This is a genomic window from Tateyamaria omphalii, from assembly GCF_014651375.1.
Taxonomy (GTDB): Bacteria; Pseudomonadota; Alphaproteobacteria; order Rhodobacterales; family Rhodobacteraceae; genus Tateyamaria; species Tateyamaria omphalii.
Genome location: NZ_BMWT01000003.1, coordinates 30631 through 45284, shown reverse-complemented (window position 1 = coordinate 45284; position 14654 = coordinate 30631). Strand labels below are relative to the sequence as shown.

The 14654-nt window shown below is 57.8% G+C and carries 10 protein-coding genes; 5 read left to right on the top strand and 5 right to left on the bottom strand.

The window, feature by feature from the left end; all coding sequences use genetic code 11:
* Positions 1-100: 100 nt before the first annotated feature.
* The 4 genes from IE087_RS10795 (at position 101) to metG (ending at position 4457) form a co-directional block, all read left to right on the top strand.
* Positions 101-742: an ImuA family protein gene (locus IE087_RS10795; RefSeq protein ID WP_229801350.1), complete on the top strand. Its 642-nt coding sequence runs from the start codon at positions 101-103 to the stop codon at positions 740-742.
* A 63-nt stretch (positions 743-805) separates the two neighbouring features.
* Entirely contained in the window at positions 806-1393 is a 588-nt protein-coding gene (locus IE087_RS10790) for a YceI family protein (RefSeq protein ID WP_189369362.1), read from the top strand.
* A 67-nt stretch (positions 1394-1460) separates the two neighbouring features.
* Complete coding sequence (locus IE087_RS10785; protein WP_189369361.1) at positions 1461-2684, top strand: MFS transporter; 1224 nt, start codon at positions 1461-1463, stop codon at positions 2682-2684.
* A gap of 60 nt (positions 2685-2744) precedes the next feature.
* Positions 2745-4457: a methionine--tRNA ligase gene (metG, locus tag IE087_RS10780; RefSeq protein WP_189369360.1), complete on the top strand. Its 1713-nt coding sequence runs from the start codon at positions 2745-2747 to the stop codon at positions 4455-4457.
* Between the two features lie 223 nt (positions 4458-4680).
* Here metG and IE087_RS10775 read toward each other — a convergent pair whose 3' ends face one another.
* The 3 genes from IE087_RS10775 to IE087_RS10765 all read right to left on the bottom strand — a co-directional run bounded on the left by IE087_RS10775 (position 4681) and on the right by IE087_RS10765 (position 9083).
* Positions 4681-7206 (bottom strand): methyl-accepting chemotaxis protein, encoded by a 2526-nt coding sequence (locus IE087_RS10775; RefSeq protein WP_189369359.1) that lies wholly within the window; start codon positions 7204-7206, stop codon positions 4681-4683.
* Between the two features lie 778 nt (positions 7207-7984).
* Positions 7985-8539, bottom strand: coding sequence for a tetratricopeptide repeat protein (locus IE087_RS10770; protein WP_189369358.1), 555 nt, complete (start codon positions 8537-8539; stop codon positions 7985-7987).
* 43 nt (positions 8540-8582) lie between these two features.
* Positions 8583-9083, bottom strand: a complete 501-nt coding sequence (locus IE087_RS10765; RefSeq protein WP_189369357.1) for an Lrp/AsnC family transcriptional regulator — start codon at positions 9081-9083, stop codon at positions 8583-8585.
* A gap of 82 nt (positions 9084-9165) precedes the next feature.
* Here IE087_RS10765 and putA point away from each other — a divergent pair, with 82 nt between their 5' ends.
* Positions 9166-12579, top strand: a complete 3414-nt coding sequence (gene putA, locus IE087_RS10760; RefSeq protein ID WP_189369960.1) for a bifunctional proline dehydrogenase/L-glutamate gamma-semialdehyde dehydrogenase PutA — start codon at positions 9166-9168, stop codon at positions 12577-12579.
* A gap of 36 nt (positions 12580-12615) precedes the next feature.
* Here the strand turns inward: putA and plsY are convergent, their stop codons facing one another.
* Positions 12616-13236, bottom strand: a complete 621-nt coding sequence (gene plsY, locus IE087_RS10755; RefSeq protein WP_189369356.1) for a glycerol-3-phosphate 1-O-acyltransferase PlsY — start codon at positions 13234-13236, stop codon at positions 12616-12618.
* Positions 13237-14541 carry a dihydroorotase gene (gene pyrC, locus IE087_RS10750; protein WP_189369355.1) on the bottom strand — a complete coding sequence of 435 codons (1305 nt, stop codon included), beginning with the start codon at positions 14539-14541 and terminating at the stop codon, positions 13237-13239. It abuts the gene before it with no gap.
* Positions 14542-14654: the final 113 nt, after the last annotated feature.

Here is a 14654-nt window from a genome sequence, read left to right as displayed (position 1 = left end):
GGTGACCCTAGCGACCAGTCCCTTGGGAACAAGCCAAAAATCTACCAGTTTTGTGCAAATCAGAATTGAGAACATATCAAGAACACGCTACCGTATAGATATGCCATTGCCCACGTCACTTGTCCACCACACACAATCACGCGCACGCGCTTGCCTGCCCCTGCTGTCCGAAGGGGCACAACATGGGCTTGGGCATGGGCTGGCCATGGGCCGGATCCACGAGGCGTGCGGCCCCGCCCGCCACCGGCTTGCTATGTGGCTGGCAGCACATACCAAAGGGCTGGTGATCTGGATCACCCTGGATTGGAACACCGAACATCTGAACCCTTGCGGCATGATGCCATCCATCGCCCCGGCACGGCTGATCATGGTTCATGCAAAGCGGGCTGATGATGTGTTGTGGAATATGGAGGAAGCGTTGCGCAGTGGCACCGTCCCGCTTGTCATCGCCGATATGCCCGGATTGCCGGGGCTGACACCCGTTCGCCGCATGCATCTGGCAGCGGAAAACGGAGGAGCAGGCAAGGGCGATGCCCCGCTGGGCCTGTTGCTGACCCCTGGAATGGGCGGTGCACAGGGGGTCGAAAGCCGCTGGCATCTGGCCCCCGATCACCGAGGCAGCCAAGGCCGCTGGCACCTGACACGGCTGCGTGCACGTGCGGCCCCTGAACAGACGTGGGAAATCACGCGCAATCCAGATCACGCCCTTCCCCGCATCTCCGGTTTGATCAAGGCTGCGTGACCTGCGACTAAATCCGGCGCTGGCGTGTTACCTCTGCAGAACAGACCTGCAAAGGACATCGCCATGAACCGCCGCCACTTGTTGCTTTGTGCACTGGCCACGCTCGCACCACGCACTGCATGGGCCGCCCCAATCCCATATCGTCTGGGTTCGAGCGGCGCTACAATCACCTACACATTCATGCTGAACGGCGCGCCGGTCAAAGGAACGGTGCCCGTCAGCCAAGCCGACCTGACCGTAGACCCCGACAATCTGGACAAGTCCACCGCCCTCGTCAGCGCAGATGTGCGCCGCGCCCGCACCGGGCTGATCTTTGCGACGGAAGCGCTGAAATCACCTTCGGTTCTTGACGCACAAAACCATCCTAACGCCCGCTTCCGATCAACAGGTGTAAAGCTGGGTCCTGGTGGGCGCCTCTCCAACGGCGCCATGCTCGAAGGGGATCTGACATTGCGCGGCGTTACCCGCAGCATTCGCTTCGATGCGGGGCTGTTTCGCCCCCGTGGCAGCACCACAGAGGACTTCAGCACACTCACCGTCATGTTGAAAGGCCGCATCGACAGGCGCAATTTTGGCGCGACGGGCTATGCCGATCTGGTCGACAACAACGTCGGCATCGACATCGTTGCCGAAATCACAGTGGCTGGCTGAAAAACGACGCTGCTCCGTCGAATACCCGATAGGCACGCATCACGACTCACGCCACAAGGAGCAGGCTATGCGCATGCTCATCTCCTTCGCGGCCCTGTTTCTGTCGGTCATTCTCCTGCAACTCAGCTCGGGCGCTTTGGGCCCGCTTGATGCACTGTCGGGCATTGCGCTTGCCTTCACACGGCAAGAGATCGGCCTGCTGGGGTCAGCCCACTTTCTCGGGTTTTTCATCGGATGTTGGTGGGCGCCTCGACTGATGGGCAGTGTCGGACATAGCCGCGCCTTTGCAGCCTTTACCGCGGCTGGAGCCATCGGATTGATCGCCCACATGATGATTGTAGACCCGTTGGCATGGGCGGTCATGCGGGTGGCATCAGGTATGTGTGTTGCGGGTTGTTACACCGTTATTGAGGCATGGCTGCAATCCAAGGTCACGAATGCCACACGCGGCAGGACCATGGGCGTGTATCGGTTGATGGATATGGGCGCATCACTGGCCGCGCAGCTCGTGATCGGAGTGCTCGAACCGGCAAGCTATATCAGCTACAACCTGTTGGCGATCATATGCTGTGCGGCTTTGCTGCCGCTGACACTGACCAAAGTCAAACAACCCGACACCCCAAGCGCACCGCGTCTACGACCCAGATTGGCAATCGAACGCTCTCCATTGGCCGCCGCGGGTGTCGTTGTGGCTGCATTGTCCAGCGCCTCCTTCCGCATGGTTGGCCCAATCTATGGGCAAGAGGTGGGGCTGACAGCTCAGCAAATTGCATGGTTCATGGCTGCATTTGTATTGGGCGGTGCACTCGCCCAGTATCCCGTCGGTTGGCTGGCGGACAAATACGACCGCCGGTGGGTGCTGATCTGGCTTTCAGCCGCTGCAATGGGAAGCTGTGCCATCACAGCCCTTGCAACCGACCTCGATACAACGGGTGTGATGCTGACTGCTGGATTGTTCGGACTGACTACGTTTCCCATCTACTCGGTTGCAGCCGCACATGCCCATGACTTTGCTGACGCCTCAGAACGAGTGGAACTGTCTGCCGCGCTGATGTTTTATTATGCCCTGGGCGCAATCGCAGCTCCGTTGACAGCTTCGGCGCTGATCGACGTATTCGGCCCGCCCGCGCTTTTTGCGATGATCGCTGTGGGGCACGGTGTTCTGATCATATTTGGTCTGGCTCGGATGCGTTCCCGCGCAACCCCTATCGAGCGTACGCGCTATATCTACGCCCCGCGCACATCCTTCTTGATCGGACGTTTGACGGGCAGGAGCCGCGACAACAAGTAACGGGTCTTTTCCACCGGGCATCGCACTGCTACACGGGCCGCAATCATGCAAAGGCCCACCATGCAGCGTCATCTGATCACGTCCGCCATTCCCTACATTAATGGGATCAAACACCTCGGTAACCTTGTGGGCAGCCAGTTGCCTGCCGACCTATATGCCCGCTACCAGCGCGCACGGGGAAACGAGGTCCTGTTTCTGTGCGCAACTGACGAGCATGGAACACCAGCGGAACTTGCGGCCGCCAAAGCGGGCAAGCCGGTGGCCGAGTACTGCGCCGAGATGCATGCCGTTCAGGCCGAAATTGCGAAGGGCTTTCGCCTGTCCTTTGACCATTTCGGGCGCTCATCTTCGCCGCAAAACCACGCATTGACACAGCATTTCGCCGGGCGTCTGGCCGATGCGGGCCTGATCCGCGAAGTGAAGGAAAAACAAGTCTATTCGCATGCCGACAGACGCTTTTTGCCCGACCGCTATATTGAGGGAACGTGCCCCAATTGCGGATACGACAAGGCGCGCGGAGACCAGTGCGAGAATTGCACAAAGCAACTCGAACCCACTGACCTGATCGACCCACGCAGCGCCATCTCCGGCTCTACCGACCTCGAAGTGCGCGAGACCAAGCACCTCTACCTGCGCCAATCCGCGCTCAAGGACGATCTGGATGCCTGGATCGACAGCAAAACGGACTGGCCGGTGCTGACCACATCCATCGCCAAGAAATGGCTGCACGATGGGGACGGTTTACAGGATCGCGGGATCACACGGGACCTGGACTGGGGCATTCCCGTACGCCGCGGCGACGCCGATTGGCCGGGGATGGAGGGCAAGGTTTTCTACGTCTGGTTCGACGCACCCATCGAATACATAGCCTGTGCCGGAGAATGGTCCGGGGCGCAGGGAGGCGTGGATTGGGAACGCTGGTGGCGGACGGACAAGGGCGCAGAGGACGTGCGCTATACCCAGTTCATGGGCAAAGATAACGTGCCGTTCCACACGCTCAGTTTTCCAGCCACCATCCTTGGTTCCGGTGAGCCATGGAAGATGGTCGACCACCTCAAGTCTTTCAACTACCTGAACTACGATGGCGGCCAGTTCTCGACCAGCCAGGGGCGGGGTGTGTTCATGGACCAGGCGCTGGAGATCTTACCCGCCGACTATTGGCGCTGGTGGTTGTTGTCCAATTGTCCCGAGACATCGGACTCAGAATTCACTTGGGAACTTTTTCAGCAAGGCGTGAACAAGGACCTCGCAGACGTCCTTGGCAATTTTGTAAGCCGCGTCACAAAGTTCTGCCGCTCCAAGTTCGGTGAGACCGTTCCGGACGGTGGGACATATGGCGATCGGGAACAAGCGCTGATTGCCGAACTGGACACCCGCCTCACACGCTATGCGAATATGATGGATGCAATGGAAGTGCGTAAATCCGCGCAAGAACTTCGCGCAATCTGGGTTGCAGGGAACGAATATCTCCAAGCGGCAGCGCCTTGGGCCACTATCAAGGAAGACCCGGAAACGGCTGCTATGCAGGTTCGCCTTGGTCTGAACCTGATCGTCCTCTATGCCACCCTTTCAGCACCCTTTATACCAGATGCGGCCCAAAAGATGAACGCTGCGCTGCAGATTGAAAGTTCTCAATGGCCCGACAGTGCGTTCGATGCGCTCGACACCCTGCCCGCTGGGCAAAGCTTTGCCGTACCGGAAAACCTTTTTGCCAAGATCAGCGATGAAGAACGGCAGGTATGGCAGGACCGGTTCGCCGGCGGCCGTGCTTGAAAGCAGCTGGTCCTACAGGTCCGACCAGACAAAGTGATCAAACTCGCGTCGTTTGCCTGATCACCAACGCCTTATTGTAGGGCTGGTTTGGCACCACTGGCGTGTTCACTGAACCAGCGAGCTTCCGGCGATGAGCGCCTTGTCGTGTCACGCTCTTGTCGGCGATGCACTGTCGCGACAAGTGCCGCGAAGGTTTGAAACAATCCACAGCAAACGCAACGGACTAAAACTCTTCCCATCCTGTTGGATCAGACACGTCATGCTTCGGAAACTCAATCGCAAGGGCACCATTCACGGCCAGCGCCGGATTTGCCTCTGACGGGACGTTGCAGGTGACCGAAGACTGCTTGTCCCGGTGCCGCTCCGATCCAATTCTGAATTGCGCGACGGCGTCCGCAAGTGTGTCAGCTTCGCCCGTCAAAGCATGGCTGGCTGCAGTCGTTTCCTCAAACATTGCGGCATTCTGCTGCGTGACTTGGTCAAGTTCGTTCACGGCCGCGTTGATCTCATTCAAACCCGCGGATTGTTGGCGGGCAGATGTCGCGATCTCAATCATCCGTTCGGAGATGTCAGCCACGGAAGATACGATGGACGAGAGGGCAGTCCCCGTGCGATCAACCAGTTCGACGCCGTGTTGAACCTGTTCAGCGCTGGTAGAGATGAGCGTATTGATTTCCCGTGCCGCATCTGAGGATCGTTGAGCCAGAGCGCGCACCTCGGTCGCAACAACTGCAAATCCGCGACCTGCCTCTCCGGCGCGGGCGGCTTCGACGCCTGCATTGAGCGCCAGCAGGTTTGTTTGGAACGCTATGTCGTCGATCACTGAAGTGATCTTGGAAATTTCTTGAGACGATGTTTTGATACCGTCCATGGCACTCACCGCCTGGCGTGCGATGTCGCCGCCCTGCTGCGCGTTGCGCTTTGCATGCTCTGACGTTTTGCTTGCCGCATCTGCACCTTCGGCAGCGGATCGCACGGAAGAGGTGAGTTCATCCAACGCTGCTGCTGTCTCTTCCAGGGTGGCCGCTTGTCGTTCTGTGCGACGAGACAGGTCATCGGCCGCACTTGTGATCTCGGTTGTTTCACTGCGAATGGAGTTCACGTTGTGCATCACTGTCGCCATCGCATTGCGCAAACTGATCAGTGCGCCGTTGAAATCCAGCCGCAGTTTCTCATAGTCCTCCGGAAACGGGTCTGTCAGTTCGGTGGTTAAGTTGCCTTCAGACAACCCCTGCAACCCTTGCCCCAAGGCCATGACAACCACGGCCTGCTCACGCGCAATTTTTGCTTGGTGATCTCGCGCATCCTGCACTTCCATCTCGGCGTCGGTCACATCCGTACCAATCAAGATGCAGCGTTCAATCTCAGCACCTTCCGTACGGACACAGACGAAACCGCCATCAATGACCAGGCGTTGGCCACTGTGAGACAGGAGATGTATTTTACCGTGTAAGTTTTGTCCTTTCCGCAACGCAGAGAGAACATCGCCAGGGATTTTCGGATCAGGCTGGTCGGCAGCGAACAAGTTGCCCAGCGTTACATTTGTCAAAGCAGACGGTTCGAAACCCAAACGCCGTGCGGCGACCTGGTTCACATCAGAGCATTGGCCAACATTGTCGAATTCAATGCGCATCTGCGTGCTGTCAATTCCCGCCAGCAGGGCTGCATCGCGATGCGCAGTGGTCTGATCCGACCATTCAACAACGGCACCGATGGTTCGCCCCATATGATCCTTCGTTTGGCTCAGATTGATACGCACATGCTGTTCACCGATCCGTAGAACCATACTGTTGTCTTGAGGACCGTCCGGGTGACTCAAAACGTCGAGCAGTCCCACGACGTCTTTCATGTCGCTCAAATTGGACCCAATCCAGGCGTCGCACCGAACCCCAGGCCACAACGTTTCAAGATCCGGCAACAGGCTGTTCAACAGCGCAGCGCAGGACGGGTTGACGAAGATGATCTGGTGGGTTTCGTCCACCATCATCATCGCGGCTGTGGACCCTTCAAAAGCTGCGCCCTTGAATGCACTTTCGCGTTGGCCTTTCGTCGCTTTGGCCAATGCCAGCCTGAACCCGTCCAAACGTCGCGCCATGTTTCCGATTTCATCACCACGCTTGGTTCCGCTCACATCGGTTTGGTATTCTTTTCGTGCAATTGCGGACATGGCGTCGGCAAGCCCGTTCAATGGGCGTGACACGTCGTACCATGTGTATGTAATGATCAGCGCCATCGCGAAAATGAAAACCGCCGCTGCTACAGCCATGGCCATGATCTGATTGCGCGCGAGTAAGGCGATCATCTGCGCATCGTCCCAGGTTGTGACAACCGCCCCGGCAACAGTTGCTTCCGGGCCGAACATCACCGGATATGCGACCATCAATCCGCTCTCTGCTGCCGACACCTGTCCCGTCTCAATCGCGTTCACCGCAAGAGACTGCGCCTCCAGTGCCTGGTCATCCATTCCAGAACTCGCAAACATTTGTCTTCCATCCGAGGCGACAACCATTGCGCCCTGCACTTCGGGCTCGGCGGCAGCAATAACACTTTCGGTTATCTCGGAAACGGCGACATCATTTGCAAACTTGATGGACCCGCCCATTTGCATGGCAAGAAGTTCAGTGACGTTTTGCGCACGGGCCTCCAATTCGGAATGGAGGAGGCTGCGCTGCGCTGAGTAGTCAAAGGACACCATTGCGGCAAGAACCGATAGCGTGACCAACGCCGTCATCAAAACTGCTTTCGCCATCAAAGTGTTCAGGCGAGGCAGAACAGGCAAATTGCGACCGGTAACTTGCATGGCATGACCCTCGACGTTGTGCGCAGCAACACGTGTTGCAGCGACATGAGCTGAGCCATGTCCTTAGGCCAATGCAATTACTGCTGACTTAACACAGCCAAAAATCGTCGTATCGACGCCGCATCCAACTTATGAAAATTTGAAGAAGCACATGGGAACAGGGGTGGAACGGCACTTTCACATGCATGAAGGCAACCCAGCGTCGTGACACCGTCTACCTGATGTAAAGGCCAAGGACTGAGTGCTGGTGCGGACGGCGGGACTCGAACCCGCACGATCATACGATCGAGAGATTTTCTTACCTGCTACGGCTTTCGCCGCCGACGCTATCGCGCCGTTTGTGGTCTGGACTATCCCTTCACCCTCTCCGGTTGCCCGGTCTTAGGTGCTGCCCGTCTAGTCTCTACACCTTCCGACGAAATCACCCACCTCGTCGGCTTGGCTCGGGATTGGCATGGACCAGTGTGGTCGTTAGCTTTCCCCGAATTTGAGCAGTTCTACTCCCGAGGTTTCCCTCGGGGCACTCAAAACATGGTTTAAGTCTCTTGTGTCTACCGATTCCACCACGTCCGCATCTGGTCAGGACGTTGCCATAGATTCTTAGCTTTGACCACGGTGGTTTGGCGCAAAATTCCGGCACAGCTTGTACGATGCTCAACCGCTGCGAAATGCTTACATCTCACTGAAACAATTCGGCATTCTTCACATACCAGCCGGGCTATGAGAGCTACAGTTTCTGCCCTCCCGGGCCGAGTGGAGCGCCATCGGCCAGCAAGTGACGTTCGGACAGCCACGGATTGTTAGCGAGTGCCTTCTCAAGCTGCGTCCGCGCTTCGTCCCGTCGTCCAAGGTTCATCAGCGCCAACGCACGTCCAGACTGTGCACCTACATGATCAGGAGACAGGTCCAGCGCCCGATCCAGATCAACTAGCGCAGCGGTAAAGTCCTCCCGCAGGAAACTGATGAATGCGCGTTGATTGTATCCTTCGGCGTAGTCCGGACAGTACGTCACAAGCGCATCAAAACTGTCATAGGCACCAGCAAAGTCGAAACTGCTGCGTTGGCGCATCCCACGATCCAGAATTTCTTGTGCAGCTTCATCGGGCGCACGCAGCCACAATTGCCACATCTGGTCGGACGCAACCCGTCCGTTGCGTTCATCCGGCGCAGCGTTCGCATCGCCGATCAGCGCTTGCAGTTCGACTGAAATATCCGGCGCTGGCGGACAATTGTCCGCCCATGCGGGCGTGGACAAAAGAAGGGACAAAATCACGTATCTCATGACGTCAAGAATGATGCTGCGATCTCACTGGTCAAGCCACACGTTAGTCAAGCCCGGGCAGCATGACCTCCTTGACGGCCTCCATCGCCACATAGGTTGAGGTCGATGCCACATGCGGAAGGCTTGAAATCACATCCCCAAGGAACTGGCGGTACTGGGCCATGCTGCGGGTGCGGACCTTCAAGAGATAGTCGAAATGACTGGCAATCATGTGGGCTTGCTCAATTTCCGGAATTTGCTGAACGGCTGAATTGAACGCACGCAGTGCTGCCTCTCGGGTGTCGCTCAGGCGCACTTCAACAAACGCGACATGATCAAGTCCCAAGGAGATCGGGTCAAGCAGCGCGCGATACCCCATTATGATCCCGTCTTTTTCCAACCGCCGCAGCCGCGCCTGTGTCGGAGATTTGGACAGACCGATCCGTATCGCAAGATCGGTGATACTGATCCTCCCATCCTCGGCAAGGGCTGTCAGAATCGATTGATCCAGCTTGTCCAGTGCCTTTGGTTCCTTCGCTCTTAAAGCTGAGCTCAAACCCGTCATTTGTCCTGCCATTGCTATCAATTTCAATCATTTTAACCGCTCACAGGATGTTACACTTACCTAAATGGAAAAGGAAAGCGCCATGGTACAAGAAGTGAACCGTGAACTGGCCACTCAGCTTGACGCGGATATGTATGCAGATCCAGACGCCGTCCTTGCGGACCTGATCCAAACGGTCAACCTGTCTGCCGAGGATCGAAAATCAATTTGCGAAAACGCCGCCGGTTTGGTCAATGCCATCCGCAGTGAAGATACACCTGGGTTGATGGAGACATTCCTGGCCGAATACGGCTTGTCGACAGATGAGGGTATCGCACTTATGTGCTTGGCCGAAGCCCTGTTGCGTGTGCCCGATGCCGATACCATCGACGCATTGATCGAAGACAAGATTGCCCCTTCAAACTGGGGCAAGCATTTGGGTCATTCAACGTCGTCACTCGTAAATGCATCAACCTGGGCGCTCATGTTGACGGGCCGTGTACTGGATGATGATCAACCGGGGCCAATTGGCCATTTGCGTGGCGCAATCAAACGGTTAGGCGAACCAGTGATCCGCGTCGCCGTCTCTCGTGCGATGAAAGAGATGGGGCGGCAATTCGTGTTGGGTGAAGACATAAACAGCGCAATGGATCGCGCTGCTGGAATGGAAGCCAAAGGTTTCACCTATTCCTATGACATGCTTGGCGAGGCTGCTATGACGGATGCCGATGCGCGGCGTTACCACCTGAGCTATTCACGGGCGATCTCTGCCATCGCTCGTGCGTGTAACAGTGCCGACATCCGCGAGAATGCCGGCATTTCGGTCAAGTTATCGGCCCTGCATCCCCGGTACGAACGCGCTCAAGAGGGCGCCGTTATGCGAGAGCTTGTACCGCGTCTGCGATCAGTTGCTCTTCTGGCGGCTTCCGCAGGAATGGGCCTGAACGTGGATGCCGAGGAAGCCGATCGATTGTCGCTGTCGCTGCAGGTCATTGATGCGGTCCTGCGCGAAGAGGCCCTTGCGGGTTGGGACGGGTTCGGTGTGGTGGTACAGGCCTATGGGCCGCGTGCGGGTTCCGCCATCGATGCAATCCACAAGATGGCCGTCCGGTATGACCGCAAAGTGATGGTCCGACTGGTCAAGGGCGCCTACTGGGATACTGAAATCAAACGGGCGCAAGTCGAGGGAGTTGCAGGTTTCCCCGTTTTTACGCGCAAGGCAGCAACCGACGTTTCATACATTGCCAATGCTCGCAAACTGCTGGGTCTAACCGACCGCATCTATCCGCAATTCGCAACCCACAACGCCCATACCGTCGCGGCGATCCTCCACATGGCCGATGACCAACCTTTCGAATTTCAACGTCTTCACGGGATGGGTGAAGCGTTGCACGACATGGTGCTGCGCGAAAACGGTACACGATGCCGGATTTATGCGCCGGTGGGCGCGCATCGCGATCTCTTGGCTTATCTGGTGCGACGCCTGCTGGAGAATGGCGCCAATTCCAGCTTCGTGAACCAGATCGTGGACGAGGATGTGCCGCCAGAAGTGGTGGCAGCGGACCCGTTCGAAGCCTTGGAAGATAGCGTGATCAAAATCCCTGATGGTCGTTCGCTGTTTGCACCCGAGCGCCAAAACTCACAGGGCTTCGACCTGACACATGCACCTACGCTGTCGCGGATTGAAACCGCACGAAAGGGCTTTGCCGCGCACCAGTGGACGGCACAGACATTGACTGTCAGTGCGGGAACCGGTGTTGGACAGACAATCAAGAACCCTGCCGACCCTCAGGACGTGGTCGGAAGCGCCTCTTGGGCGACGCCCGATCAGGTGCCACAAGCGATCGCGGACGCGGTGACATGGCCTGCGTCTGCTGCGGAACGCGCCCGCGTGCTGAACGTGGCCGCCGATCTTTACGAGGCGCAGTTCGGTGAGCTCTTTGCGCTTCTCGCCCGAGAGGCGGGGAAAACCCTGCCGGATGCCGTGGCTGAATTGCGCGAGGCCGTCGATTTTCTTCGTTACTATGCGACACAGGCGGACGGTGGTGCCCCAGCGGGTAAATTTGTATGCATCTCCCCCTGGAACTTTCCTTTGGCTATCTTCACAGGCCAGGTGGCGGCGGCGCTTGCAGCTGGAAACGCGGTCCTGGCCAAACCGGCCGAACAGACATCGCTGGTCGCACACCGGGCCGTCGAACTGTTGCACGAGGCTGGCGCTCCCCGCGCCGCGTTACAGCTGATTTTGGGCGCAGGTGACATTGGGGCAGCACTGACCAGCCATCCAAGCGTCAATGGAGTCGCCTTTACGGGCTCGACCGAAACCGCATTGCGCATCCGGGCAAACCTAGCCGATCATACTGCACCCGGCACACCGTTGATTGCAGAAACCGGCGGATTGAACGCGATGATCGTCGACAGCACCGCATTGCCGGAACAGGTCGTGAGAAGCATCGTTGAAAGCGCGTTCCAATCAGCAGGGCAACGCTGTTCGGCCTTACGATGCCTTTATGTTCAAGAAGATATCGCGCCCCACCTGACTGAGATGTTGATTGGGGCGATGGACGCCCTGCAGCTTGGTACACCTTGGCACCTTGCAACTGATGTGGGTCCTGTCATCGATGCCGAGGCTCAAGCAAGCATAGATGCGCATATCGCCACTGCGCGCGCGGAAGGGCGGCTGTTGCATCAGTTGGAAACACCGGACCACGGGCATTTCGTGGCCCCCGCCCTGATCCGCGTGAACGGAATTAAGGATATTGAGCGCGAAGTATTTGGCCCTGTTCTGCACATTGCGACGTACAGCGCCACTGATCTGGACGCGATCATCGATGCGATCAACGACACGGGCTATGGGCTGACATTCGGCCTTCACACCCGCATTGATGATCGGGTGCAACATGTTACGGACCGTATCGCGGCAGGCAATATCTACGTAAATCGCAATCAGATCGGTGCCATCGTCGGCAGTCAGCCTTTTGGTGGGCATGGTCTGTCGGGCACGGGACCAAAGGCAGGTGGTCCGGATTATCTGCTGCGTTTCCGTGGGCAAAGAGCTGTTCAGGCGTGCACCACATGGCCTAGCACGGTCGCCCCCCCATCGTTGCCGCCAGGTTCAGATACTGTACAGGACAGCACCGCTTTGCCTGGGCCAACGGGTGAATCCAATATGCACAGCCGCTCGCCACGACCCGCGTTGCTTTGCGCAGGCCCCGGCGCAGAGGCGACGGCTGCGCAAATGGCAGCTGTAACAGCCTTGGGCGGCATTGCCGTGCCAGCGACAGGACAAGTTGACCCCAAGGCGCTAACCGATGGTCCAGCCTATGGCGGGGTACTCTGGTGGGGCACTGATATGCAGCAAGGAACCGCGCTGGAAAAAGCGCTCGCGAAACGCAGTGGACCGATCATCCCGTTGATCACGGGACAGCCTGACAAAGCGCATGTCCATGTTGAACGCCACATTTGTGTAGATACCACCGCCTCCGGCGGGAATGCGGCACTGCTTGGCGCTGCCAGCTGACGGAGGAACTCAGTTACCTGAGAGCTGTTGTTTGCACTACTGACCCGGTGTTTTTTGACCGATCTTCGGCTCTGTACCTGCTTTGATACGGCGGATGTTTTCCCGATGCCGCCAAAACACCAAAAGCGTGAGGATAACTCCAAGGAACAGCCCGTCCTGCCCGCCGAGAAACATCATAAGGAATGTCGACGCCGCAGCGGCAACCAACGCGCCCATAGAGGAAATGCGCCATAGGCCAGCCCCGACCAGCCACGCGATGCAAGCTCCAAGACCCACCGGCCAATGCAGCGCAATCAACAAGCCAAGAAAGGTGGCGACACCCTTACCGCCTTTGAACCGCAACCAGATCGGATAGCAGTGCCCCAGCATCGCGGCGAGGCCGGCAATCTGGGCTGCATCTTCACTCCCCGTGATCAAGCGCGCCAGGACCAGCGCCAGTGCGCCCTTTCCCGCATCCAGCAAAAGGGTCAGCGCAGCCGCGGTCTTGTTACCGGTCCGAAGAACATTGGTGGCGCCGATGTTGCCTGATCCAATCTCGCGCAGATTTCCAAGGTTCATCACCCGCGCCAAGACCATACCAAACGGGATCGATCCAAGAAGATAGCCAATCACGGCCCACAGGACCAACGTGGCTTGCGTACTTTCAAGAAGGGGCATTCAGTCTCTTTTGTATACGGATCGTCCAGCGACAAAGGTTTCCAAAACCTTACCTTGCATCCTAGCCCCGTCAAATGGGGTATTGCGCGATTTCGAATGGAGTGTGGCACGATCCATCACAAAAGGCGCATGTGGGTCGAACAGGACGAGGTCGGCCGGCGCGCCCACGGCCAGCCGCCCAGAGTCCAAGCCAAGGCGCTTGGCCGGGTTCAGCGACATTGCCCGCCACAGTGTCGGCAGGTCGATTTGATCAGCATGGAACAGGCGCATCGCCGCAGGCAGCAATGTCTCAAGAGCGACCGCACCAGATGCCGCCGCTTCGAAAGGCAGGCGTTTGCTCTCTTCATCTTGCGGCGTGTGCATTGAGCTGATGATGTCTATCAGGCCGGTGCGAACGGCTTCGGCGATCGCTACCCGGTCTTCCTCATCCCGCAAGGGGGGCTTGATCTTGAAGAACGTGCGGTAGTCAGACACGTCGAGCGCATTCAGCGCGAGGTGGTGAATAGATGTTCCCGCAGTGATGTCAAAACCATTACCTTTCGCCCTTTCAAGCGGCGGAAGCGCGCGGGCAACAGTGATTTGGTCCGCGTGATAGCGCGCGCCGGTCATTTCCACCATCGCTATGTCACGGTCCAACCCCATACGCTCTGCCATTGGTGATACTGCAGGTAGCCCCCGAAGCGATGCAAATTTCCCCGACGTGGCGGCCGCACCAGAACTTAGGCCCGGGTCCTGTGGATGCCCAAGCACCAGCGCGCCCAGTGATCTTGCATAGGTCAAAGCGCGGGCAAAAACCTTGCTGTCGGTGACCACCTGATCACAGTCGGTAAAGGCAACGGCGCCCGCATCCAAAAGGAACCCGATCTCGGTCATTTCACGTCCCTGCCGCCCTTTGGTCAGGGCAGCCATGGGCAACACATGAACGGGTGCCGCTTCTCGGGCACGGCGGATCACAAACTCCAGGGTTTCCGGGTTGTCAATGACCGGATCGGTGTCTGGACGAGTGACCATCGTGGTGACTCCGCCCGCCGCCGCCGCAAGCCCCGCAGAGCCAAAGCTCTCTTTATGTCGTTCTCCCGGCTCACACACTTTAACGCCGATATCCACAATACCAGGAGCAAGGTGTTTGCGCTCGCAGTCGACCACTCGCGAGAAGTTCGCCGCAGCGAACGCATCTGCAGTCAAATCAACGTCCTGTGCCAGTATTTCGGCGATGCTGCCGCCGCGCACGATAAGGGCGCCGGTCGTCACCTTGTCAGTCTCCGGGTCCACCAACTTCGCGTTTTTGAACAGAATGTCCGTCATCCCGCCCCTCGCATCAGTTTGGCATTGTTTCGATTCATGCCGTTCAGACCGCTTGCCCCATCCCACTTGAACTGGGAACTGCAACCTATCTTCAAAATGTGGAAAACTGACAT